Origin of the sequence: Burkholderia sp. Bp8994 (assembly GCF_003853805.1) — a bacterium.
Lineage (GTDB): Bacteria > Pseudomonadota > Gammaproteobacteria > Burkholderiales > Burkholderiaceae > Burkholderia.
The window spans coordinates 211,876-232,594 of sequence record NZ_QTQH01000004.1 but is presented as its reverse complement, the minus strand read 5'-3'; the positions used below and the strand labels follow the sequence as shown (position 1 = coordinate 232,594).

At 67.5% G+C, this 20,719-nt stretch carries 19 protein-coding genes; 10 read left to right on the top strand and 9 right to left on the bottom strand.

All coding sequences use genetic code 11. From position 1 onward, the window contains the following. Positions 1-7: 7 nt before the first annotated feature. The 7 genes from DIE04_RS05985 to DIE04_RS05955 all read left to right on the top strand — a co-directional run bounded on the left by DIE04_RS05985 (position 8) and on the right by DIE04_RS05955 (position 5,358). Positions 8-685 carry an HAD family phosphatase gene (locus tag DIE04_RS05985; RefSeq protein WP_044844056.1) on the top strand — a complete coding sequence of 226 codons (678 nt, stop codon included), beginning with the start codon at positions 8-10 and terminating at the stop codon, positions 683-685. A gap of 5 nt (positions 686-690) precedes the next feature. Further along, positions 691-2,226, top strand: a complete 1,536-nt coding sequence (gene pcnB, locus DIE04_RS05980) for a polynucleotide adenylyltransferase PcnB (protein WP_124487954.1) — start codon at positions 691-693, stop codon at positions 2,224-2,226. A 35-nt stretch (positions 2,227-2,261) separates the two neighbouring features. Beyond that, complete coding sequence (folK, locus tag DIE04_RS05975) at positions 2,262-2,804, top strand: 2-amino-4-hydroxy-6-hydroxymethyldihydropteridine diphosphokinase (RefSeq protein ID WP_044844054.1); 543 nt, start codon at positions 2,262-2,264, stop codon at positions 2,802-2,804. After that, entirely contained in the window at positions 2,801-3,487 is a 687-nt protein-coding gene (locus DIE04_RS05970; RefSeq protein WP_124487955.1) for a deoxynucleoside kinase, read from the top strand. Before folK ends, DIE04_RS05970 begins: the two co-directional genes overlap by 4 nt. A gap of 43 nt (positions 3,488-3,530) precedes the next feature. Next, positions 3,531-4,346, top strand: a complete 816-nt coding sequence (panB, locus tag DIE04_RS05965; protein ID WP_044844052.1) for a 3-methyl-2-oxobutanoate hydroxymethyltransferase — start codon at positions 3,531-3,533, stop codon at positions 4,344-4,346. 248 nt (positions 4,347-4,594) lie between these two features. Further along, a complete protein-coding gene (locus tag DIE04_RS05960; RefSeq protein WP_260426185.1) occupies positions 4,595-4,912 on the top strand; it encodes a BPSL0067 family protein in 318 nt (105 codons plus the stop codon). Then, positions 4,912-5,358, top strand: a complete 447-nt coding sequence (locus DIE04_RS05955; protein WP_124487956.1) for an STY0301 family protein — start codon at positions 4,912-4,914, stop codon at positions 5,356-5,358. Before DIE04_RS05960 ends, DIE04_RS05955 begins: the two co-directional genes overlap by 1 nt. A 7-nt stretch (positions 5,359-5,365) precedes the next feature. Here the strand turns inward: DIE04_RS05955 and DIE04_RS05950 are convergent, their stop codons facing one another. The 5 genes from DIE04_RS05950 to grpE all read right to left on the bottom strand — a co-directional run bounded on the left by DIE04_RS05950 (position 5,366) and on the right by grpE (position 11,796). Beyond that, positions 5,366-7,303, bottom strand: coding sequence for a chorismate-binding protein (locus DIE04_RS05950; RefSeq protein ID WP_124487957.1), 1,938 nt, complete (start codon positions 7,301-7,303; stop codon positions 5,366-5,368). 4 nt (positions 7,304-7,307) lie between these two features. Next, positions 7,308-8,444 carry a molecular chaperone DnaJ gene (gene dnaJ, locus DIE04_RS05945; protein ID WP_044844050.1) on the bottom strand — a complete coding sequence of 379 codons (1,137 nt, stop codon included), beginning with the start codon at positions 8,442-8,444 and terminating at the stop codon, positions 7,308-7,310. 264 nt (positions 8,445-8,708) lie between these two features. Beyond that, on the bottom strand, positions 8,709-10,652 hold the full coding sequence (gene dnaK / locus DIE04_RS05940; protein ID WP_044844049.1) for a molecular chaperone DnaK: 1,944 nt from the start codon (positions 10,650-10,652) through the stop codon (positions 8,709-8,711). Between the two features lie 147 nt (positions 10,653-10,799). Further along, a complete protein-coding gene (locus DIE04_RS05935) occupies positions 10,800-11,240 on the bottom strand; it encodes a co-chaperone YbbN (protein ID WP_124487958.1) in 441 nt (146 codons plus the stop codon). Between the two features lie 10 nt (positions 11,241-11,250). Beyond that, entirely contained in the window at positions 11,251-11,796 is a 546-nt protein-coding gene (gene grpE, locus DIE04_RS05930; RefSeq protein WP_044844047.1) for a nucleotide exchange factor GrpE, read from the bottom strand. Between the two features lie 350 nt (positions 11,797-12,146). Here grpE and DIE04_RS29680 point away from each other — a divergent pair, with 350 nt between their 5' ends. Continuing rightward, positions 12,147-12,308 carry a hypothetical protein gene (locus DIE04_RS29680; protein ID WP_006476841.1) on the top strand — a complete coding sequence of 54 codons (162 nt, stop codon included), beginning with the start codon at positions 12,147-12,149 and terminating at the stop codon, positions 12,306-12,308. On the opposite strand, the gene DIE04_RS05920 is transcribed toward DIE04_RS29680, so the two are convergent. The 3 genes from DIE04_RS05920 to hrcA all read right to left on the bottom strand — a co-directional run bounded on the left by DIE04_RS05920 (position 12,280) and on the right by hrcA (position 14,917). Further along, positions 12,280-12,687 carry an RNA-binding S4 domain-containing protein gene (locus DIE04_RS05920; RefSeq protein WP_124487960.1) on the bottom strand — a complete coding sequence of 136 codons (408 nt, stop codon included), beginning with the start codon at positions 12,685-12,687 and terminating at the stop codon, positions 12,280-12,282. The two genes, DIE04_RS29680 and DIE04_RS05920, sit on opposite strands and share 29 nt — an antisense overlap. 5 nt (positions 12,688-12,692) lie before the next feature. Then, positions 12,693-13,757: a ferrochelatase gene (gene hemH, locus DIE04_RS05915; RefSeq protein ID WP_044844045.1), complete on the bottom strand. Its 1,065-nt coding sequence runs from the start codon at positions 13,755-13,757 to the stop codon at positions 12,693-12,695. Positions 13,758-13,894: 137 nt separating this feature from the next. After that, positions 13,895-14,917, bottom strand: a complete 1,023-nt coding sequence (gene hrcA, locus DIE04_RS05910) for a heat-inducible transcriptional repressor HrcA (RefSeq protein WP_011544637.1) — start codon at positions 14,915-14,917, stop codon at positions 13,895-13,897. 130 nt (positions 14,918-15,047) lie between these two features. On the opposite strand from hrcA, the gene DIE04_RS05905 reads away from it, so the two are divergent. Beyond that, complete coding sequence (locus DIE04_RS05905) at positions 15,048-15,950, top strand: NAD kinase (protein ID WP_124487961.1); 903 nt, start codon at positions 15,048-15,050, stop codon at positions 15,948-15,950. Positions 15,951-15,969: 19 nt separating this feature from the next. Further along, positions 15,970-17,619, top strand: a complete 1,650-nt coding sequence (gene recN, locus DIE04_RS05900) for a DNA repair protein RecN (RefSeq protein WP_124520278.1) — start codon at positions 15,970-15,972, stop codon at positions 17,617-17,619. 261 nt (positions 17,620-17,880) lie between these two features. Here the strand turns inward: recN and glnE are convergent, their stop codons facing one another. Continuing rightward, the gene (gene glnE / locus DIE04_RS05895; protein WP_124487963.1) at positions 17,881-20,682 is read right to left on the bottom strand and encodes a bifunctional [glutamate--ammonia ligase]-adenylyl-L-tyrosine phosphorylase/[glutamate--ammonia-ligase] adenylyltransferase; all 2,802 of its coding nucleotides are present in this window, start codon (positions 20,680-20,682) and stop codon (positions 17,881-17,883) included. Positions 20,683-20,719 lie beyond the last annotated feature (37 nt).

Here is a 20,719-nt window from a genome sequence, read left to right as displayed (position 1 = left end):
CGCTTCCATGACTAATCTGGCACTCTTTGACCTCGATCACACGCTGATCCCGACCGATAGCGACCACGAATGGGGCCGCTTCATGGTGAAGCTCGGCATCGTCGACGCGGAAAGCTTCTCGCGTCAGAACGATCAGTTCTTCGCCGACTACAAGGCCGGCAAGCTCGACATCCATGCTTACCTGTGCGCGATGCTCACGCCGCTCGCGAAGTATTCGCGCGCGCAACTGGCCGAATGGCACGAGCAGTACATGCACGAGGTGATCCGCCCCGCGATGACGCCCGCCGCGCTCGAACTCGTGCGCAAGCACCTCGATGCCGGCGACCTGTGCTGCGTCGTGACCGCGACCAACGAGTTCATCACGCGTCCGATCGCGACCGCGTTCGGCGTCGACACGCTGATCGCGTGCGAGGTCGAAACGACCGACGGCCATCCCGACTCGCCGTACACGGGCCGGCCGACCGGCACGCCGAGCTATCGCGAAGGCAAGATCGTGCGCACCGAAGCGTGGCTCGCGTCGCTCGGCAAGCACTGGGACGACTTCGAACACAGCTACTTCTACAGCGACTCGCACAACGACATCCCGTTGCTCGAGAAAGTCACCGACCCGATCGCGACCAACCCCGACGACACGCTGCGTGCGCATGCAAGCGACCGCGGCTGGCGCATCCTCGATCTCTTCTGAACGTCGTGATCAAAAAATTCATTCGCAAGCTGCTCGGCCAGGACGGCGCCGAACACACGTCACCCGTCGAGGCGCCCGCCGTCGAAACGGCCCCTGCCCCGCGCCCCGCGAAGGGGAGCCGCGGCGGCGGCGCCAGGAAGGCGCGCAGCAACCACGAGCCGACCGTCGTGCCGGCCAGCGTGCACCAGATCGATCCGTCGCTGATCTCGCGGAACGCCGTGCGCGTGACCGACACGCTGCAGCAGGCGGGCTTTCGCGCGTTCATCGTCGGCGGCGCCGTGCGCGACCTGCTGCTCGGCATCGCGCCGAAGGACTTCGACGTCGCGACCGACGCGACGCCGACCGAGGTGCAGCGCCTGTTCCGCCGCGCGCGCCTGATCGGCCGCCGCTTCCAGATCGTCCACGTGCAGTTCGGCCAGGAACTGATCGAGGTGTCGACGTTCCGCGCGCTGGTCGACGCGCCGCCCGAAGCGGCCGCGGCCGAGCCGCCGAAGCGCCTGAAGCGCGACGAGCTCGACCGCCGCACGCATGCGGTGGACGCGAGCGGCCGCGTGCTGCGCGACAACGTGTGGGGCGAACAGCACGAAGATGCCGCGCGCCGCGACTTCACGATCAACGCGATGTACTACGACCCGTCGACGCAGACGGTGCTCGACTACCACGACGGGATGGCCGACATGCGCGCCCGCCTGTTGCGGATGATCGGCGACCCGGCCACGCGCTTCCGCGAGGATCCGGTGCGGATGCTGCGCGTCGTGCGCTTCGCGGCGAAGCTCGGCTTCGAGATCGAGCCGCACACGCGCGAGCCGATCAACGCGCTCGCCGACCTGATCAACAACGTGCCGGCCGCGCGCCTGTTCGACGAAATGCTGAAGCTGCTGCTGTCGGGCCATGCGCTCGCGTGCCTGCAGCAGCTGCGCAAGGAAGGCCTGCACCACGGGCTGCTGCCGCTGCTCGACGTCGTGCTCGAGCAGCCGCAGGGCGAGAAGTTCATCACGCTCGCGCTGAACAACACCGATGCGCGCGTGCGCGCCGGCAAGCCGGTGTCGCCGGGCTTCCTGTTCGCGACGCTGCTGTGGCACGACATGCGCCAGCGCTTCGAGCAATACACGGCGGAGGGCGAAATCCCGGTGCCGGCGCTCCATCGCGCGATGGACGACGTGCTCGACATGCAGACCGAGAAGCTCGCGATCCACAAGCGCTACTCGGCCGACATGCGCGAGATCTGGGGCCTGCAACTGCGCCTCGAAAAACGCTCGGGCCGCAGCGCGATGCGGCTGCTGGAACACCAAAGGTTTAGAGCGGGGTATGATTTCCTCCTGTTACGCTGCGAATCCGGCGAGCTCGATGCGGAAGTCGGACAGTGGTGGACGGATTTCATCGAAGGCGACGCGGCCGCCCGTGAGGCACTCCTCACGCAGGGCGGCTCGAAGGAAAAATCGCCCCGCAAGCGGCGCCGCCGCGGCGGTGCGCGAAACCGCAAGCCGGGCGAAGGCGCCGCCGAGCAGGCGCCGGACACCGCGGGCGGTTCCGACGACTGACGCGCTCGCCGGCGAACGACGTAGGAAGTGATGCCATGACGGTTGCATATATCGGACTGGGGGCGAATCTCGGCGATGCGCGCCAGACCCTGAAGGACGCGGTGGTGTGCCTCGCGCAGCAGCGCACCATCTCGATCCTCGGCAAATCGAGCCTGTATCGCACGGCGCCCTTCGAAGCGGGCGGCGACGATTACTACAACTGCGTCGTCAAGCTCGACACGACGCTGTCGGCCCGGGAGCTGCTCGCGCTCTGCCAGAAGATCGAACATCACTTCGGGCGCGAGCGCCCGTATCGCAACGCGCCGCGTACGCTCGACCTCGACATCCTGCTGTTCGGCTCCGATTCGATCGACGAACCCGACCTGATCGTCCCGCATCCGCGCCTCACCGATCGCGCATTCGCGCTCGTGCCGCTCGTCGAAATCGAACCGGCGCTCGACATCCCCGCGCGCGGCCGCGCCGATGCGTTCCTCGCCGCCGTCGCCGATCAGCGCGTCGAGAAGGTGCAGACCTGCCAATGCCTGATGCAGAAGGCCCTTGCCGCCGGCGCCGACGCCGACAAGAACCCCTGCCGATGAACACCACTCCGCTGACCGTCACCGCGCCCGACCTGCGCGCCCCGCATCGCTACCTCGTGATCGAAGGCCCGATCGGCGTCGGCAAGACGACGCTCGCGCGCCTCTTCGCCGAGCGCTGGTCGATGCAGGCGCTGCTCGAACGCCCGCAGGACAACCCGTTCCTCGAACGCTTCTATCGCGACACCGCGCGCTACGCGCTGCCCGCGCAGCTGTCGTTCGCGCTGCAGCGCGCGCAGCAGGCGCGCGAACTGATCGGCGCGCTCGATACGGGCCGGCCCGTCGTCGCCGATTTCATGCCGCAGAAGAACGACATCTTCGCGCGGCTGAACCTGCCGGAAGACGAATGGCAGCTGTACCGGTCGATCGCGACGCACCTCGACGTGCCGCAGGCACCCGCGCCCGATCTCGTCGTCTACCTGCAGGCGAGCCCCGAGGTGCTGTTCTCGCGCATCCAGAAGCGCGGGCTGCCGATGGAGCTGCAGATCAGCGACGCGTACCTGCGCTCGCTCGTCGATGCATACAACGAATTCTTCTATCACTACGACCGCACGCCGGTGCTGACGGTCGCAGCCGAACACCTGAACCCGCTGGATTCCCCCGAAGACCTCGCGCTGCTGATCGAGCGCATCGACACGATGCGCGGCCGCAAGGAATTCTTCGTCAAGGGCGAGACGACGCGCTGACGCGTCCTCGCCTGTCGTTCCTCCCCATCGAACCGGATTTCCCATGACCTATCTCCAGGAATCGAGCCGGCCTGCCGTCACGGTGCCCAAGCTGCAGGCAATGCGCGAAGCCGACGAGAAGATCGCGATGCTCACCTGCTACGACGCGAGCTTTTCCGCGCTGCTCGATCGCGCCGGCACCGACGTGCTGCTGATCGGCGACTCGCTCGGCAACGTGCTGCAGGGCCACACGACCACGCTCCCGGTGTCGCTCGACGACATCGCGTACCACACCGCATGCGTCGCGCGCGTGCAGCCGCGCGCGCTCGTCGTCGCCGATCTGCCGTTCGGCACGTACGGCACGCCGGCCGAGGCGTTCGCGAACGCGGTCACGCTGATGCGCGCCGGCGCGCAGATGGTGAAGCTCGAAGGCGGCGAATGGCTCGCCGACACGATCCGCTTCCTCGTCGAACGCTCGGTGCCGGTGTGTGCGCACCTCGGCCTCACGCCGCAGTCGGTGCATGCGTTCGGGGGCTTCAAGGTGCAGGGCCGCACGGAAGCCGGCGCCGCGCAGTTGCTGCGCGATGCGCGGGCGATCGAAGATGCGGGCGCGCAGCTCGTGGTGCTCGAGGCGGTGCCGACGCTCGTCGCGTCCGAAGTCACGCACATGCTGAAGATCCCGACGATCGGCATCGGCGCAGGGCTCGATTGCTCGGGTCAGGTGCTGGTGCTGCACGACATGCTCGGCATCTTCCCCGGCAAGCGGCCGCGTTTCGTGAAGGATTTCATGCAGGGGCAGCCGAACATCCAGGCGGCCGTCGAGGCGTACGTGAGCGCGGTGAAGGACCGCACGTTCCCGGGCCCGGAACACTCGTTCTGACGCGGGACGGGCGTGCCGTGGCGCGCGGTCGGCGCTTGCTGCGGCACACTCGCTGACGTGGCCGCGATGCGGTGCGCCGTTTCTCGTAGTGCATGACGAACAGCGCGTACTTTCTAACTCGTCCTATTCCTGCACACCTTCGTCGCTGCGACCATCAAGCCTTCGTCGATCGAAGGAGTGGAAAGGATGGCGCACGTGTATGAAAAGGCGGCTGACCTCGTCGGGCAAAAGCTGGCAGGCGACGGAGAATGCGTCGCGCTGGTCAAAATTTTTACTTCCGTCGGCCCCACCGCCATCTGGCGCCCAGAAAAAAGATAGGCGGCGACGGGAGTATCCGCGCCGGTACCGTCATTGCGACTTTCGAGAACGATCGCTACCCAAGCCGATCGCATGGGAATCATGCGGCGTTCTATCTGGGCCAGGATGTGCGCGGTATCCACGTCGTTGAACAATGGCGCTCACTCAAGGCAATTCAGAGAAGATGCATTCCGTTCAAAGGCAAGGACAAAAATGGCCGTTACATCGATCCGAGCAATAACGCCGATGCATTTTCGGTCGTGAAATAATGACGCTCATCCGCCAAACACCGTATCGGCTGCTCGCCATCGCCGCGCTCGCATGCAGTTCACTCGTCGCATTACCCGCGTCCGCTGCGACCGAAGACTGCCCCGCACGCGTTGCCGTTACCCAGCAACTCGACGGTCAACCACCCGATGGCTGGAAAAGCTTCGACACGCAAAGCACCTACCCGCTTGCCAGCGTCACCTTCTGGTCAGGGCCGCCGGACCGGATGATGTCCTTGCTGCCGAACCGCTCGCGCTCCGAACCCAAAAGCGACGTCTATACCTGGTCGCTCGCTGAAAACCGTGAGGATTACTGGGTCTCATGCGACTACGGGAATACGAGCGTCGTGATCGCACGACCGCTCGGCAGACAGGCGCAGACTTGCGTCGCGCGTTACAGGCGTGGGCACGCCATCGTACAAAGCTGGCAATGCACGCCGCGGAAGTAATCCGCGTTCAGGCCGGTGCGCTGCCTTGAATCAGCCGCGCCGCGACCGACCCGCGCAACGCATTGCAGATCATCAACTCGTCTGCGTTCAGCACATCGTCGAGCGTCAGCACACGCTCTTTTGCGCCTAGCGCCGGATCGTCGAGCAGCACACCGCGCATCACGCCGGGCAACACGCCGCACGACAACGGCGGCGTCAACCACACGCCATCACGCTTCACGAACACATTCGACCGCCCGCCTTCCGTCACCTCGCCGCGCTCGTTGACGAACAGCATGTCGAAGCCGCCGAGCGCTTCCGCCGCCTGCCACGCGCGATCGTATTCCGCGCGGTGCGTCGTCTTGTGCAAGAGCAACGCATCGTCCGCGCGGGTCGGCGCGAAGCCGTGCGCGGACGCGAGCATCACGCCGACCGGCCCCGCGGGCAGCGGCTTCAGCGCCGCGGCCGTGATGTCGACCGTGCCGTCCTTCGCGAGCGCGAGCTTCATCCGGTACGGGCCGTCGCCGTCCAGCGCCGCGCAGCGCGCGTCGATCTCGCGGCGCAACGCGTCGGCGTCGAGGCGGAAGCCGAACGCATCCGCGCTGCGCTGCAGCCGCGCGAGATGGCGCTCGAGATGCCGGATGCCGTCCGCACGTGTCGCGGCCGTGGTTTCGAACAACTGGAAGCCGGGATCGGCATCGGTCAGGAATCGCGCTTTCAATTCACACTCCGCATATTCGTCGGCGGCGACGCTGTCGAGCACGATGCCCGCGCCGACACCCATCCTGCCGCGCCGCCGGCCGCTAGCGGCCGTTGCCGCGTCGCGCGAGCCGATCGTTGCGGCCGCATCGACGGCGATCGCATCGAGCGTCAGCGTCCGGATCGCGACCGACAGGCAGAAATCGCCGCAGCCGGCCACGCCGTCGGGCACCGCAGCGCCTGCCGAAAGGCCTTCCTTCGGTGCATCGAGCCAGCCGATCGCGCCCGTATAGAGCCCGCGCGGCGTCGACTCGATCGCGTCGATCAGTTCCATCGTCTTGTGCTTCGGCGCACCGGTAATCGATCCGCACGGAAACAGCGCGCGCAGCATCTGCGCGAACGAGGTGCCGTCACGCCAGCCGGCCTCGACCGTCGACGTCATCTGCCACACCGACGCATACGGCTCGACCGAGAACAGCGCCGGCACCTTGACCGTGCCCGTGCGCGCGATCCGCGACACGTCGTTGCGCAGCAGGTCGACGATCATCACGTTTTCCGCGCGGTTCTTCGGATCGCTCGCGAGGAACGCGGCGGCCGCCGCATCGTCGCGCGGATCGGCCGAGCGCGGCGCGGTGCCCTTCATCGGCCGCGCGCGCAGCACGTCGCCGTGCTTCTCGACGAACAGCTCCGGCGAGCACGACACGACCCACGCGCCGTCGGGCAGCGCGATCAGCGCGCCGTAACGCACGGGCTGACGCGCGCGCAGCCGCCGGTACAGCGCGAGCGGCGTGCCGAACATGTCGAAATTCAGCCGGTACGTGTAGTTGATCTGATACGAATCGCCCGCCCGCAGCGCGTCGTGCACCGCGGCGATCGCCGCGTCGAACGCGTCGCGCGACACACTCTTCGCGACGTGCGCGACGCCCGCGATCGACGGCGGGCCGCCGCCGTCCTGCTGCGCGAGCCATGCATCGACTTCATCGCGCGACAGGCGCTCGCAGCGCGCATACAGCAAAAAGCGCAGCGGGGCATGGCCCGGCTGCGCTCTGTCCAGATTGCGTCCGAATTCGTAGTCGCCGACGACGATCGCATGCAGCCCGTCGCGCAGATCCTGCGCCACCGCCGCATCGACTTCGTCGAGCCGTGCCGGATCCGTGCACACGCGTTCGCGCACGAAACCGGAATACAAACGACTCGACCGCGCGGACGCGGTCGAGTCGCAATCGTCCAAGAGCGCGAACGACGCGCTCTCGTTGCCTTCAGTCATGCCGTTACTCGAAGAAGCTCTTCACCCGGTCGAACCAGCTCTTGCTCTGCGGGCTGTGACGCGCACCGCCCTCGGCCAGCGACTTCTCGAACTGCTTGAGCAGATCGCGCTGCTGGTCGGTCAGCTTCACGGGCGTCTCGACCTGCACGTGTACGTACAGATCGCCCGCGATGCTCGAACGCAGACCCTTGATCCCCTTGCCGCGCAGGCGGAACGTCTTGCCCGACTGCGTGCCTTCCGGCACCGGGAACGACGCACGGCCGGCCAGCGTCGGCACCTCGATCTCGCCGCCCAGTGCGGCGGTCGTGAACGGGATCGGCATCTGGCAGTGGAGATCGTCGCCGTCGCGCTCGAACACCGAGTGCGGCTTGATGTGGATCTCGACGTACAGGTCGCCCGGCGGCCCGCCGTTGATGCCCGGCTCGCCGTTGCCGGCGGAGCGGATCCGCATCCCGTCGTCGATGCCGGCCGGGATCTTCACTTCGAGCGTCTTGGTTTCCTTCACCTTGCCCGAGCCGTGGCAGTGCACGCACGGTTCCGGGATGTAGGTGCCGGTGCCGTGGCACTTCGGGCAGGTCTGCTGGATGCTGAAGAAGCCCTGCGACATGCGCACCGTGCCCTGGCCGTGACAGGTCGGGCAGGTTTCGGGCTTCGTGCCGGGCTTCGCGCCCGACCCGTGACAGACTTCGCACGATACCCAGCTCGGCACGCGGATCTGCGTGTCGTAGCCGTGCGCGGCCTGCTCGAGCGTGATTTCCATGCTGTAGCGCAGGTCGGCGCCGCGATACACCTGCGGACCGCCGCGGCCGCCGCGCGCGGCACCGCCCGCGGCCTGGCCGAAGATGTCGCCGAAGATGTCGCCGAACGCATCCGCGAAGCCGCCGAAACCCTGTGCGCCCGCACCGCCCATGTTCGGATCGACGCCCGCGTGGCCGTACTGGTCGTACGCCGCGCGCTTCTGGTCGTCCGACAGCATTTCATAGGCTTCCTTCGCCTCCTTGAAATGCTCTTCCGCATCCTTGTTGTCCGGATTGCGGTCAGGGTGATACTTCATCGCAAGCTTGCGATACGCCTTCTTGATTTCGTCGTCGCTCGCGTTCTTCGCGACGCCCAGAACCTCGTAGTAATCCCGTTTCGCCATATCGATTCACTGTGCCGTCGCGCGTCACGCACGCGGCGGCTCCTTTCGCCCGCAGTAAAGTCTCTCGACTCGTCTGGCGCTGCGCCGTCCGCGGACGGCTCGCGCAGCACCCGCCAAAAAACAAATGTGCCCGGAGGGCCGCGAAGCCCGCCAGGCGTGGAGTCGATCCGGCCATCCGGAAGGAAAGACAGACCGCTTTCAGTCGTTTGTCAACCGCGCCGCGCGCGTTTTCACGCGCGGCGTACGGTGCCATTGCAACCCGGCTTAGTCCTTCTTCACTTCCTTGAACTCGGCGTCGACGACGTCATCGGCAGCCTGCTGCGCACCGCCCGCCTGGGCCGCGCCTTCCGCTGCACCCGCCGCGCCGGCTTGCTGCGCCTGCATGTCGGCGTACATCTTTTCGCCGAGCTTCTGCGAAGCCTGACCGAGTTCCTCGACCTTCGCGTCGATCGCCGCCTTGTCGGCCGACGTATCCTTCAGCACGTCCTCGAGCGACTTCAGCGCCGCTTCGATCTTTTCCTTCTCGCCCGCGTCCAGCTTGTCGCCGTACTCGGTGAGCGCCTTCTTCGTGCTGTGGACCAGCGCGTCGCCCTGGTTGCGCGAATCAGCCAGCTCGCGCAGCTTGTGGTCTTCCGCTGCGTTCGCCTCCGCGTCCTTGATCATCTGGTCGATTTCAGCGTCGGACAGGCCCGAGTTCGCCTTGATCGTGATCTTGTTTTCCTTGCCGGTCGCCTTGTCCTTCGCGCCGACGTGCAGGATGCCGTTCGCGTCGATGTCGAAGGTCACTTCGATCTGCGGCACGCCGCGCGGCGACGGCGGGATGCCTTCGAGGTTGAACTCGCCGAGCAGCTTGTTGCCTGCCGCCATCTCGCGTTCGCCCTGGAACACCTTGATCGTCACGGCCGACTGGTTGTCGTCCGCCGTCGAATACACCTGAGCGTGCTTCGTCGGGATCGTCGTGTTCTTGTTGATCATCTTCGTCATCACGCCGCCGAGCGTCTCGATACCGAGCGACAGCGGGGTCACGTCGAGCAGCAGCACGTCCTTGCGGTCGCCCGACAGGACCTGGCCCTGGATCGCCGCGCCGACTGCGACGGCTTCGTCCGGGTTCACGTCACGGCGCGGATCCTTGCCGAAGAACTCCTTCACCTTCTCCTGCACCTTCGGCATGCGGGTCTGGCCGCCGACCAGGATCACGTCGTCGATGTCCGACACCTTGACGCCGGCGTCCTTGATCGCGATGCGGCACGGTTCGATCGTGCGCTCGACCAGATCCTCGACCAGCGCTTCCAGCTTCGCGCGGGTGATCTTCAGGTTCAAGTGCTTCGGACCCGATGCGTCGGCCGTGATGTACGGCAGGTTGATTTCGGTCTGCTGGCTCGACGACAGCTCGATCTTCGCCTTTTCAGCGGCTTCCTTCAGGCGCTGCAGCGCGAGCACGTCCTTCGACAGGTCGACGCCCTGCTCCTTCTTGAACTCGCCGATGATGTAATCGATGATGCGCTGGTCGAAGTCCTCGCCGCCGAGGAACGTGTCGCCGTTGGTCGACAGCACTTCGAACTGCATTTCGCCGTCGACGTCCGCGATCTCGATGATCGACACGTCGAACGTACCGCCGCCGAGGTCATACACGGCGATCTTGCGGTCGCCCTTCTCGGCCTTGTCGAGGCCGAACGCGAGCGCGGCTGCCGTCGGCTCGTTGATGATCCGCTTGACTTCGAGGCCCGCGATGCGGCCGGCATCCTTGGTTGCCTGGCGCTGGCTGTCGTTGAAGTACGCCGGCACCGTGATCACGGCTTCCGTGACCGGCTCGCCGAGGTAGTCTTCGGCCGTCTTCTTCATCTTGCGCAGCACTTCGGCCGAAACCTGCGGCGGCGCGAGCTTCTCGCCGTGCGCTTCGACCCATGCGTCGCCGTTGTCGGCCTTGATGATCGCGTACGGCATCAGGCCGATGTCCTTCTGGACTTCCTTCTCTTCGAAGCGGCGGCCGATCAGGCGCTTCACGGCGAACAGCGTGTTCTTCGGGTTGGTCACGGACTGACGCTTGGCCGGCGCGCCGACGAGCACTTCGTTGTCGTCCATGTAGGCGATGATCGACGGCGTCGTGCGCGTGCCTTCCGAGTTCTCGATGACCTTGACCTGGTTGCCTTCCATGATGGCGACGCACGAGTTCGTGGTGCCGAGGTCAATACCGATGATCTTTCCCATTTTTCCTAATCTCCAGAAATGCTTGTTTGCTGCGCGAAACCCCGCGTTTTTGGGCAGTTTCGTGCGCCAGAATTCAACTCTGTTCCCGAAATGCGTCCGGCCGATCCGTTTTCAAGACCCGCCAAGCGATGCGGATATTAAATTTTTTCAATCGCCGCCGGTAGCCGGATCGTACGAACCGGCGTCGCGGTCCGACGGCGCGCCGGCCGCCGCGGCGATCTTCGCGCGCGCCGCCGACACCGCCGCCTGGAACTGCGCGAGGCCATGCCAGCCGGTCGCGCGGCCGAGCCGCTTGCCGCGGTGGAAGAAGAACCACGTCGGCACGCCGTGCAGGCCGAAGCGGCGCCCCAGCTCATGATGTTCGTACACGTTGCAATGGAACCACTTCAGATCCAGCGCGCGGATCGCGTCCGGCTGGGCGAGCATCGCCTTCTTGGCGATCTCGCAGTTGAAGCAGTCGACGCCCCAGAAGAACACCACGGCGAGCACATCACCGGCGCCGGCGATCGCGGCGTCGAACGTGTCGGCCGCCAGCGCCTGCATGTCGAACGCTTCGAACGCGGCCGGATCGACGCCGGCGGGAACCATCGCGTCGGCCTTACTTCGGCTGGGCGACCGTGACGAGCGCCGGGCGCAGCACGCGGTCGGCGATCATGTAACCCTTTTGCAGGACGGTCACGACGGTGTTCGGCTCCTGCTCGGCCGGCACCATCGAAATCGCCTGGTGCTGGTGCGGATCGAACTTCTCGCCGACCGGGTTGATCGCGACGACGCGGCCCTTCTCGAGCGCGCTCGTCAGCTGGCGCAGCGTCAGTTCGACGCCTTCGCGCACCTTCGTGATGTCGCCGGACGTATCGCCGACGGCAGCCTCGAGGCTGTCCAGCACGGGCAGCAGGTGCTCCGCGAAGCCCTCGATCGCGAACTTGTGCGCCTTCGAGACATCTTCCTGCGCGCGGCGGCGGACGTTCTCGGTCTCGGCCTTCGCCCGCAGGAAGCTCTCCTGCAGCTCGGCGACCTTGGCTTGAGCCTCCGCGAGCGCCGCGTCGGCTGCTTCGGCGGCGGGCGCCGCGCCTTGCGCCGCCTGCTTCTCGCTGCCGATGTCTTCGGCCGATTGGGTAGCCGGGTTCTCTTGCGTGTTTTCCATGTCGCTGAAAGTCGATTAGAGGTTGAAGCCAAATCGGCAACCGCCGGACCGTATGTCGGCGGCACCGCACATTGTTGGTGCAAATAAGGGCGAAAACTGCGATTTCAAGGGGGTTATTCACCGGCATTCGCCAATGCCGTGAAACAACCGCGCTGCGCACCGCCGATTACGTGCATTTGTCGCCGGATCGGACGAAACGACCGGTAACAACGCTTACCAGGCAAGTACTAGCTCGGCACAGGGGGGTGCACTACACTCCATTCAAGCGTCGAAAAAGCGCGTTTACCCTAGCTTACCGGCGCCTGACATCCACCTGGCGCTGCATTCACAGTCCCATCGAGGCGCGTACCGTGAAACTGACCTTTGCCATATCGGTGGTCGCGCTGGTACTGATTGCCGGCACCACCACCATCTGCCTGTCCGGAGCCGTCACCGACCGCACGACCGAATACGGGAGCGCGCGGGCGACGTTCGACCAGATGTTCAGCTCCCACCAGAAAATCTGTCGATGATGCGCCGGTCGCGCTTGGTCGGCCGGCCGTGCAGTTCCGCCGCCGGCTCGCGATAGGTGCGGCGCCGTTCCAGTTCGGCGAGCCGCGCGACGCGCCCCGCTTCCGTTTCCTCGTAAAGCGTCTGCGCGATGCTCGCGGGCCCGCGCACGTCGCAAATTCCCAGCACGGCAATGTGCCAGACGACACCGTCGATCGCAATCTCGACCTCGTCGCCGACGCGCACGTCCTTGGCCGGCTTCACCGCCGCGCCGCCGATCTTCACGTGGCCCTTGTCGACCGCGTCGGACGCGAGCGAGCGCGTCTTGAAGAAGCGGGCCGCCCACAGCCATTTGTCGATGCGCAGCTTTGCGCCGGGTTCAGTCGAAATCCTGTAGTTCATCGCGTTCAACTCACCGTTTCGGGCTGCGCGGCCTTCACCGGCCAGCCCTGCAGATTCTCGGCGACGATCTCGCCCAACGCGCCGATCCACGCGGGCGCGCCGTTCAGGCACGGAATCCGGTGGAACGCCTGGCCGCCGCCCGCGATGAACTCGTCGCGCACCTCCATCCCGATCTCCTCGATCGTCTCCAGACAATCGGCCGTAAAACCGGGACAGAACACGTCGGCCCGCCGCACGCCCGCCTCGCCGAGTTCGCGCAGCGTCGGCGCCGTGTAGGGCTGCAGCCACTCGGCCTTGCCGAAGCGCGACTGGAACGTCACGCGGCATTCGAGCGTCGACAGCCCGAGCGCGGCCATCAGCAGCGCGCCCGTCTGCTGGCACTGGTCGTGATAGGGGTCGCCCAGATCGAGCGTGCGCTTCGGCACGCCGTGGAAACTCAGCACGAGCTTGTCGCCGGCCGCGAAGTCGGGCCGGCCATGCTGCGCCCAGTACTGGCGCACCTGCTCGGCGAGCGCGTGGATGTAGGCCGGATGGTCGGCGTAGTGCCGCACCGTGCGCACTTCCGGCTGGTTGCGCATCCGCGCGAGCGCGGCGAACGCGGCATCGAATGCCGTCGCGGTGGTGGACGCCGAGTATTGCGGGTACATCGGCATCAGCAGCACGCGCTCGACGCCAGCACGCTTGAATTGCGCGAGCGCCTGCGCAATGCCCGGGCTGCCGTAGCGCATCGCGTAGTCGACCGTCACCTGATAGCCGTTCGACGCGAGCAGGTGGCGCACGCCGTCGGTCTGGCGCTCGGTGTATACGCGCAGCGGCGAGCCTTCGGGCATCCAGACGGCCGCGTACTTCTTCGCGGACGCGCGACCGCGCAGCGGCAGGATCAGCGTGCGCAGCAGCACCTGCCAGACGACCTGCGGGATTTCGACGACACGCGGATCCGACAGGAACTCGGCCAGATAGCGCCGCACCGCGCGCGGCGTCGGGGCGTCGGGCGTGCCGAGATTGATCAGCAGCACGCCGATGCGATGGGCAGCTGCGACGCTCGAAGGCGGCTCAAGATCGAAACGCATGGGCAGGAACGTGCTCGGGGCACGCAGTCGGACGGCCCTCAATTATAGCGGGCCGTCTCGCCCGGGTCGGCTGGCCGTTCGGCCGACTGGCGGTGCGCACGGCGCCGCGGCACGATGGCGGGACGGTATCGGTCGGGTTACTGCTGGCTCAGCGTGAGCGACAGCAGCCGCGCGGTGATGTCGACGATCGGGATCACGCGGTTGTACGCCATGCGGGTCGGGCCGATCACGCCGAGCGTGCCGACGATCTGGCCGTTCACCTCGTAGGGCGCGGTCACGACGCTCATTTCCTCGATCGGCACGAGCGTCGATTCGCCGCCGATGAAGATCTGCACGCCCTGGGCGTGGCTCGACACGTCGAGCAATTGCAGGAGGCCCGTCTTTTGGTCGAACACGTCGAACAGCTTGCGCAGCCGCGCCATGTCGGACGACAGATCCGCCACTTCGAGCAGGTTGCGCTCGCCGGAAATGAGCACGGTGTCCTCGGTGTCGGGCACCTCGGTGCTGGCCGTCACGGCCGCATGCATCAGCGTGGTCATGTCGCCGCGCAGCTGGTCGATCTCGTCGCGCAGGCGGCGGCGCACCTCGTCGAACGACAGCCCGGCGAAATGCGCGTTGATGTAGTTGGACGCCTCGGTGAGCTGCGACGGCGAATAGTCGCGCGGCGTCGCGAGCATCCGGTTCTGCACGTCGCCCTCGGGCGTGACGATGATCAGCAGGATGCGCTTGTCCGACAGCCGCATGAACTCGATCTGCTTGAACACGTGGCTGCGGCGCGGCGTCAGCACGACACCCGCGAACTGCGACAGGTTCGACAGCACGCTCGCCGCGGCCGCCACGACCCGCTGCTGCGGTTCGCCGGCCTGCAGCGTGTTCTGCACCTGGCGCGCGACGGCCTCGGCGTCGATCGGCGCCTCGACCGTCAGCATCGTGTCGACGAACAGCCGGTAGCCGCGCGGCGTCGGCACGCGGCCGGCCGACGTATGCGGGCTCGACACGAGGCCGAGCTCCTCCAGGTCGGACATCACGTTGCGGATCGTTGCCGGGCTCAGTTCAAGCCCGGAATAACGGGACAACGTGCGCGAGCCGACCGGCTGACCGTCGGCGATATACCGTTCGATCAGGGTTTTCAGGAGGGTTCGTGCGCGAGGATCTAGCATGGTGGAAAATTTTAGCGCAACCGCGCGAGCACGGCGAGTGGCCGCGGCCACTGTCGCCCGGGCCGACCGATCCGGCCCCGTTCGCGCACAGCCGGTTCTTTTCGTCAACGAGCTATGGTGTAATGCCGGCATGAAAACCGGTAATCAGTTCAACACCGTCGCGCTCGTCGGCCGGAGCAACACGCCCGGCATCGCCGAGCCGCTCGCCACGCTGGCTGGCTGCATCGCGAAGCTCGGCTTCGAGGTCGTGTTCGAAGCCGAAACGGCGCGCGAGATCGGCATCTCCGGCTATCCGGCGCTCACCCCGGCGGAGATCGGCGCGCGCGCGGACGTGGCGGTCGTGCTCGGCGGCGACGGCACGATGCTCGGCATCGGCCGCCAGCTCGCGCCGTACAAGACGCCGCTGATCGGGATCAACCACGGGCGGCTCGGCTTCATCACCGACATCGCGGCGGCCGACATGCAGGCGCGCGTCCCGGTGATCCTGTCGGGCAAGTTCGAGCGCGAGGAGCGCTCGCTGCTCGAGGCCCGGATCGTGCGTGACGGCGAACCGATCTACCACGCGCTCGCGTTCAACGACGTCGTCGTGAACCGCAGCGGCTTTTCCGGGATGGTCGAGCTGCGCGCGTCGGTCGACGGCCGGTACATGTACAACCAGCGTTCGGACGGCCTTATCGTCGCCACGCCGACCGGCTCGACCGCCTACGCGCTGTCGTCGGCCGGCCCGATCCTGCATCCGCAGCTCCAGGGCATCGTGCTCGTGCCGATCGCGCCGCACGCGCTGTCGAACCGGCCGATCGTGCTGCCCGACGATTCGAAGATCGCGATCCAGATCGTCGGCGGCCGCGACGTCAACGTGAACTTCGACATGCAGTCGTTCACCTCGCTCGAACTGAACGACACGATCGAGGTGCGCCGCTCGAAGCACACGGTGCCGTTCCTGCACCCGGTCGGCTACAGCTACTACGCGACGCTGCGCAAGAAGCTGCACTGGAACGAACACGCATCGAACGAAGACGACAAGGCGTCCTGACGCACCCACGCCCGACACCATGCTCCGCCACCTCTCGATTCGCGACTTCGTCATCGTCGCCGCGCTCGATCTCGAATTCGACAGCGGCTTTACCGTCTTTTCCGGCGAAACCGGCGCCGGCAAATCGATCCTGATCGACGCCCTGGCCCTCGCGCTCGGCGAACGCGCCGACGCGAGCGTCGTGCGCGCCGGCTGCGGCCGCGCCGACATCACCGCCGAATTCACGCCGCACGACCGCGTCGCGCGCTGGCTCGACGAACACGCGTTCGACGCCGAGGACACCGTGATGCTGCGCCGCGTGATCGACGCGAACGGCCGCTCGCGTGCGTTCATCAACGGCACCAGCGCGACGCTCGCGCAGCTGCGCGAGCTCGGCGAGATGCTGGTCGACATCCATGGTCAGCACGCGCACCAGCTGCTGATGCGGCCCGACGCGCAGCGCGAGCTGTTCGACACGCACGCGGGGCTCGTGGCCGATGCCGCGAACGTCGCACGCGCGTGGCGCGTCTGGCGCGACGCAACGCAGGCGATCGACGCCGCGAAGGCGCATGAGCGCGAACTGCAGCTCGAACGCGAGAAGCTCGCCTGGCAGCTCGCCGAGCTCGACAAGCTCGCACCGCAACCCGGCGAATGGGACGAAGTCGGCAGCGAGCACAAGCGCCTGTCGCATTCGGCGAACCTGATCGCCGGGGTGCAGGGCGCGCTCAACGCGCTGTCCGAGGCCGACGACGCGATGCTCCCGCAGCTCGGCGCGATCGTGTCGAAGCTGCGCAGCCTGGCCGACTACGACACGGGGCTCGGCGATGCGCTCGCGTCGCTCGAACCGGCCGAAATCCAGCTGCAGGAAGCCGTCTATTCGCTGTCGCACTACGCGCAGCGCCTCGATCTCGACCCGGCCCGGCTCGCGCAGGTCGAAACGCGCCTCGACGCGCTGCACTCGACCGCCCGCAAGTTCCGGCTGCCGCCCGACACGCTGCACGAGGAACATGCGGCACGCCGCGCGCAGCTCGCCGCGCTCGACGCGGCCGCCGATCTCGGCGCGCTCGAAGCCGCGCAGGCGAAGGCACGGGAAGCCTATCTCGCCGACGCGAAACACCTGTCGGCGGCCCGCGCGCAGGCTGCGAAGGCGCTCGGCACGGCCGTCACGGCCGGCATGCAGGAACTGTCGATGGCGGGCGGCAGCTTCGAAGTCGCGCTCGTGCCGCTCGCCGACGGCGGCCCGCACGGGCTCGAACAGGTCGAATTCAGGGTCGCCGGGCACCCCGGCGTGCCGCTGCGGCCGCTCGCGAAAGTCGCGTCGGGCGGCGAACTCGCACGGATCAGCCTCGCGCTAGCCGTGATCGCAAGCGCCGCCAGCCCGACGCCGACGCTGATTTTCGACGAAGTCGACACGGGGATCGGCGGCGGCGTCGCCGAGGTGGTCGGCCGCCTGCTGCACCAGCTCGGGCGCGACCGCCAGGTGCTGTGCGTGACGCACCTGCCGCAGGTCGCCGCGCGCGGCGACCATCACTTCCAGGTCGCGAAAGGCGCCGACGAGCGCGGCGGCACCGTCTCGTCGGTCGTCCCGCTCGACAAGGCGAGCCGGGTCGAGGAAGTCGCGCGGATGCTCGGCGGGCTCGAGATCACCGCCACCACGCGCAAGCACGCGAAGGAAATGCTGGCGGCCTGACGCCGGCTTCGTCGGCCGAAATGCAGAAGATCGGCGCATGCGCCGGTCCCGGACCGCCGACGAACCCCACGTTTTTCGGAACGCGGCGTGTCGCCTTTCCCGGAACAGGCCTGCAGCGGCACGGCGAGCAGGCAGACCGATCTGCCGGTCGAACCGCTCGCACGGCGCAGTTTTTCGATGGACGGGCGCCGCCCGAGCGCCGCCCGCCCTACCCCGCGGATTCGAGCGTCCTGCCGCGAACGCGGGATTCAAACGTCCGCCTCAAACGCCCGTTTCGACCGCGCCGAACACACGCTCCCACAACGCCGTCACGGCCGCCCGCTCGTCGGCCACGAGCGCCGGATCGACCCGCGCCTTCTCCATCCCGTCGAGCCGCAGCTTGTGCTGCAGCTTCCGGTACTTGCGGTACGCGGCGCCGACGCGCTCGGCCTCGTCCTCGCCCATCAGCCCGAACCGCGCGACCTCGCGCAGCAGCGCGATGTTGCCGGTGTTGCGGATCAGCTCGGCGTCGCTCGACGCATGCAGCAGCACCCAGTACTGGACGATGAACTCGATGTCGACCATCCCGCCGCGATCGTGCTTCAGGTCGAACAGCTCGGTCTGGTTCGGATGGCCGGCGAACACCTTGCCGCGCATGTCGACGATTTCCTTCGCGAGCACCGCCCCGTCGCGCGGCGTCGTCAGCACCTGCTGGCGGATCGCCTCGAAGTCCGTGCCGATCTGCGGGTCGCCCGCGCTGTAGCGGGCGCGCGTCAGCGCCTGGTGTTCCCACACCCACGCGGTGTTGGCCGCGTCGCCCTCGCGCAGCTGGTAGCGGCGGAACGCGTCGAGATCGGTCACGAGCAGCCCGGCCTCGCCGTTCGGCCGCAGCCGCAGGTCGATGTCGAACAGGGCGCCCGCGCCGGTCGCGGTCGTGAGCCACGTGATCAGCCGGCGCGTGAACGTCGTGTAGACGTCCGCCGAGCGCTCGTCGGGGTCGTCGTACAGGAAGATCAGGTCGAGATCGGATGCGTAGCCGAGCTCCTTGCCGCCGAGCTTGCCGTATGCGATCACCGCAAACTTCGGCACGTCGCGGTGGCGCTTCGCGAGCTGCGACCAGACGACTTCGATCGTCACGTCGAGCACCGCGTCGGCGAGCTCGGACAGGCGGTCGCTCACATGCTCGACCGACAGCTGGCCGGCCAGGTCGATCAGCAGGATGCGGAACACTTCCGCGTGCTGCGCGTGCCGCAGCAGGTCCATCTGCTGCTCGGGGCCGTCGGCGGCCGCGAGGCGCGCACGCAATGCGTCCTTGAACGCAGGCCAGTCGAACGGGCTCGCGATCGCTTCGTCGTCGAGCAGTTCATCCAGCAGCTGCGGATGGCGGATCAGGTAGCCGCCGCCCCAGCGCGTCGCGCCGAGCACCGACAGCACGCGGTCGAGCGCGGCCGGATATTCGGTCAGCAGCGCGAGATAAACGCCGCGCCGGCTGACCGTCTCGAGCAGGTCGAACAGCCGCACGATGGTGTCGTCGCGGCGCGCGGCGTCGATCCGTGGCGCGGCCTCGAGCGCGCGCTGCGCGACGCTGTCGAAACGCTGCCGGCTCTTTTCCGGCAGGCCCGCGTAGCGCGACGACTGCCAGATCGCGCGCAGCCGCGCGAGTACGGCCGCCGGATCGGTGAAGCCCACGCCGTCGAGGCGCGCGAGCAGCGCGTCGTCTTCGCCGTCGTCGGCGAGCGCCCCGCTCCAGATCCACGTGGCGGCCGTGTCCTCGCCCGCCGCGCAGGGGCCGCCGTTCACCTTGTCGGCAAAGATCTGGTCGAACTGCGCCTCGACGAACGTCCGGTGACCGTCGAGCACCGTCATCAGCGCCGCATAGTCGGCAAAGCCGAGCGACGCGGCCAGCACCGCCCGCTCGCCCGCATCGACCGGCATCGCGTGCGTCTGCGCGTCGTCGCGGTACTGCAGCCGGTGCTCGAGCGTGCGCAGGAAGTTGTAGGCGTCGGTCAGGCGCTCGCGCACGTCCTCGCCGATCAGCCCGCGCGCCTGCGCATGGCGCAGCACCGCGAGCGTCGGCCGCACGCGGAATTCCGCATCCTGGCCGCCGCGGATCAGCTGGAACACCTGCGCGCTGAATTCGATTTCGCGGATCCCGCCGCGCCCGAGCTTGATGTCGTCGGCCTTGTCGGGCCGCATCGATGCGCGGCGCGCGGCTTCCTGGCGAATCTGCTGGTGCAGCGCACGGATCGCGCCGATCACGCCGAAGTCGAGATAGCGGCGGTATACGAACGGCTTGACGATCGATTCGAGCTGCGCCGCCAGCCGCCGCGCCGCGTCGCTGTCGCCTTCGGATACGAGCCGCCCCTTGATCCACGCGTAGCGCTCCCATTCGCGCCCCTGCACGTAGAAATACTCCTCGAGCATCCCGAGACTGCAGACGAGCGGCCCCGAATCGCCGTTCGGGCGCAGCCGCATGTCGACGCGAAACACGTAGCCGTCGGCCGTGACCTCGGACAGCACGCCGATCAGGCGGCGGCCGAGCCGCGTGAAATATTCCTGGGTGGACAGCGGCGAGCGCGTGCCGCCGGCCGTTTCGCCGTCGTCCTCGTAGACGAAGATCAGGTCGATGTCCGACGACACGTTCAGCTCGCGGCCGCCGAGCTTGCCCATCCCGACCACGCCGAGCACGACGCGCTGGCCGTCGGCGCCGCGCGGCTCGCCGTACATCGCGTCGAGTTCGGCCGACAGCAGCGCGAGCGAGCGCTGCACGGCCACTTCGGCGAGATCGGTCATCGCGCCCGTCACCTCGGCGACGCTCGCGACGCCGCGCAGGTCGCGCTCCGCGACCGCGCCGAACACCTCGATACGCAACTGCCGCAGCGCACGCTTCAGTTGCTCGTCGCCCGGCGCGGCCGCGCCGGCCGGCGTGGCGAGCAGTTCGGTCAGGCGCGCGTCGAGCTGCGCGCGCGTGAGCGGCGCGGCGGCCCACGCGGCGATCTGGTCGGACAGCGCGGGACGCGCGGCGGCCGCGCGGGCGAGATAGCGGGAATAGGACGTGCTGATCAGGGCGGAAGCGTCGGTCATCGAAAAGCGGGCCTGGCAGTATGGCCCCGCTGCGGGA

Coding starts and splice junctions, on each gene's coding strand:
- dnaK (WP_044844049.1), bottom strand. CDS start 10,652: ATGGGAAAGATCATCGGTATTGACCTCGGCACCACGAACTCGTGCGTC.
- DIE04_RS05950 (WP_124487957.1), bottom strand. CDS start 7,303: ATGACTGAAGGCAACGAGAGCGCGTCGTTCGCGCTCTTGGACGATTGC.
- DIE04_RS05960 (WP_260426185.1), top strand. CDS start 4,595: ATGCGTCGCGCTGGTCAAAATTTTTACTTCCGTCGGCCCCACCGCCAT.
- DIE04_RS05935 (WP_124487958.1), bottom strand. CDS start 11,240: ATGGTTCCCGCCGGCGTCGATCCGGCCGCGTTCGAAGCGTTCGACATG.
- hrcA (WP_011544637.1), bottom strand. CDS start 14,917: ATGCTAGATCCTCGCGCACGAACCCTCCTGAAAACCCTGATCGAACGG.
- DIE04_RS05970 (WP_124487955.1), top strand. CDS start 2,801: ATGAACACCACTCCGCTGACCGTCACCGCGCCCGACCTGCGCGCCCCG.
- DIE04_RS05905 (WP_124487961.1), top strand. CDS start 15,048: ATGAAAACCGGTAATCAGTTCAACACCGTCGCGCTCGTCGGCCGGAGC.
- recN (WP_124520278.1), top strand. CDS start 15,970: ATGCTCCGCCACCTCTCGATTCGCGACTTCGTCATCGTCGCCGCGCTC.
- DIE04_RS05920 (WP_124487960.1), bottom strand. CDS start 12,687: ATGAACTACAGGATTTCGACTGAACCCGGCGCAAAGCTGCGCATCGAC.
- DIE04_RS05985 (WP_044844056.1), top strand. CDS start 8: ATGACTAATCTGGCACTCTTTGACCTCGATCACACGCTGATCCCGACC.
- folK (WP_044844054.1), top strand. CDS start 2,262: ATGACGGTTGCATATATCGGACTGGGGGCGAATCTCGGCGATGCGCGC.
- panB (WP_044844052.1), top strand. CDS start 3,531: ATGACCTATCTCCAGGAATCGAGCCGGCCTGCCGTCACGGTGCCCAAG.
- dnaJ (WP_044844050.1), bottom strand. CDS start 8,444: ATGGCGAAACGGGATTACTACGAGGTTCTGGGCGTCGCGAAGAACGCG.
- grpE (WP_044844047.1), bottom strand. CDS start 11,796: ATGGAAAACACGCAAGAGAACCCGGCTACCCAATCGGCCGAAGACATC.
- hemH (WP_044844045.1), bottom strand. CDS start 13,757: ATGCGTTTCGATCTTGAGCCGCCTTCGAGCGTCGCAGCTGCCCATCGC.
- DIE04_RS05955 (WP_124487956.1), top strand. CDS start 4,912: ATGACGCTCATCCGCCAAACACCGTATCGGCTGCTCGCCATCGCCGCG.
- glnE (WP_124487963.1), bottom strand. CDS start 20,682: ATGACCGACGCTTCCGCCCTGATCAGCACGTCCTATTCCCGCTATCTC.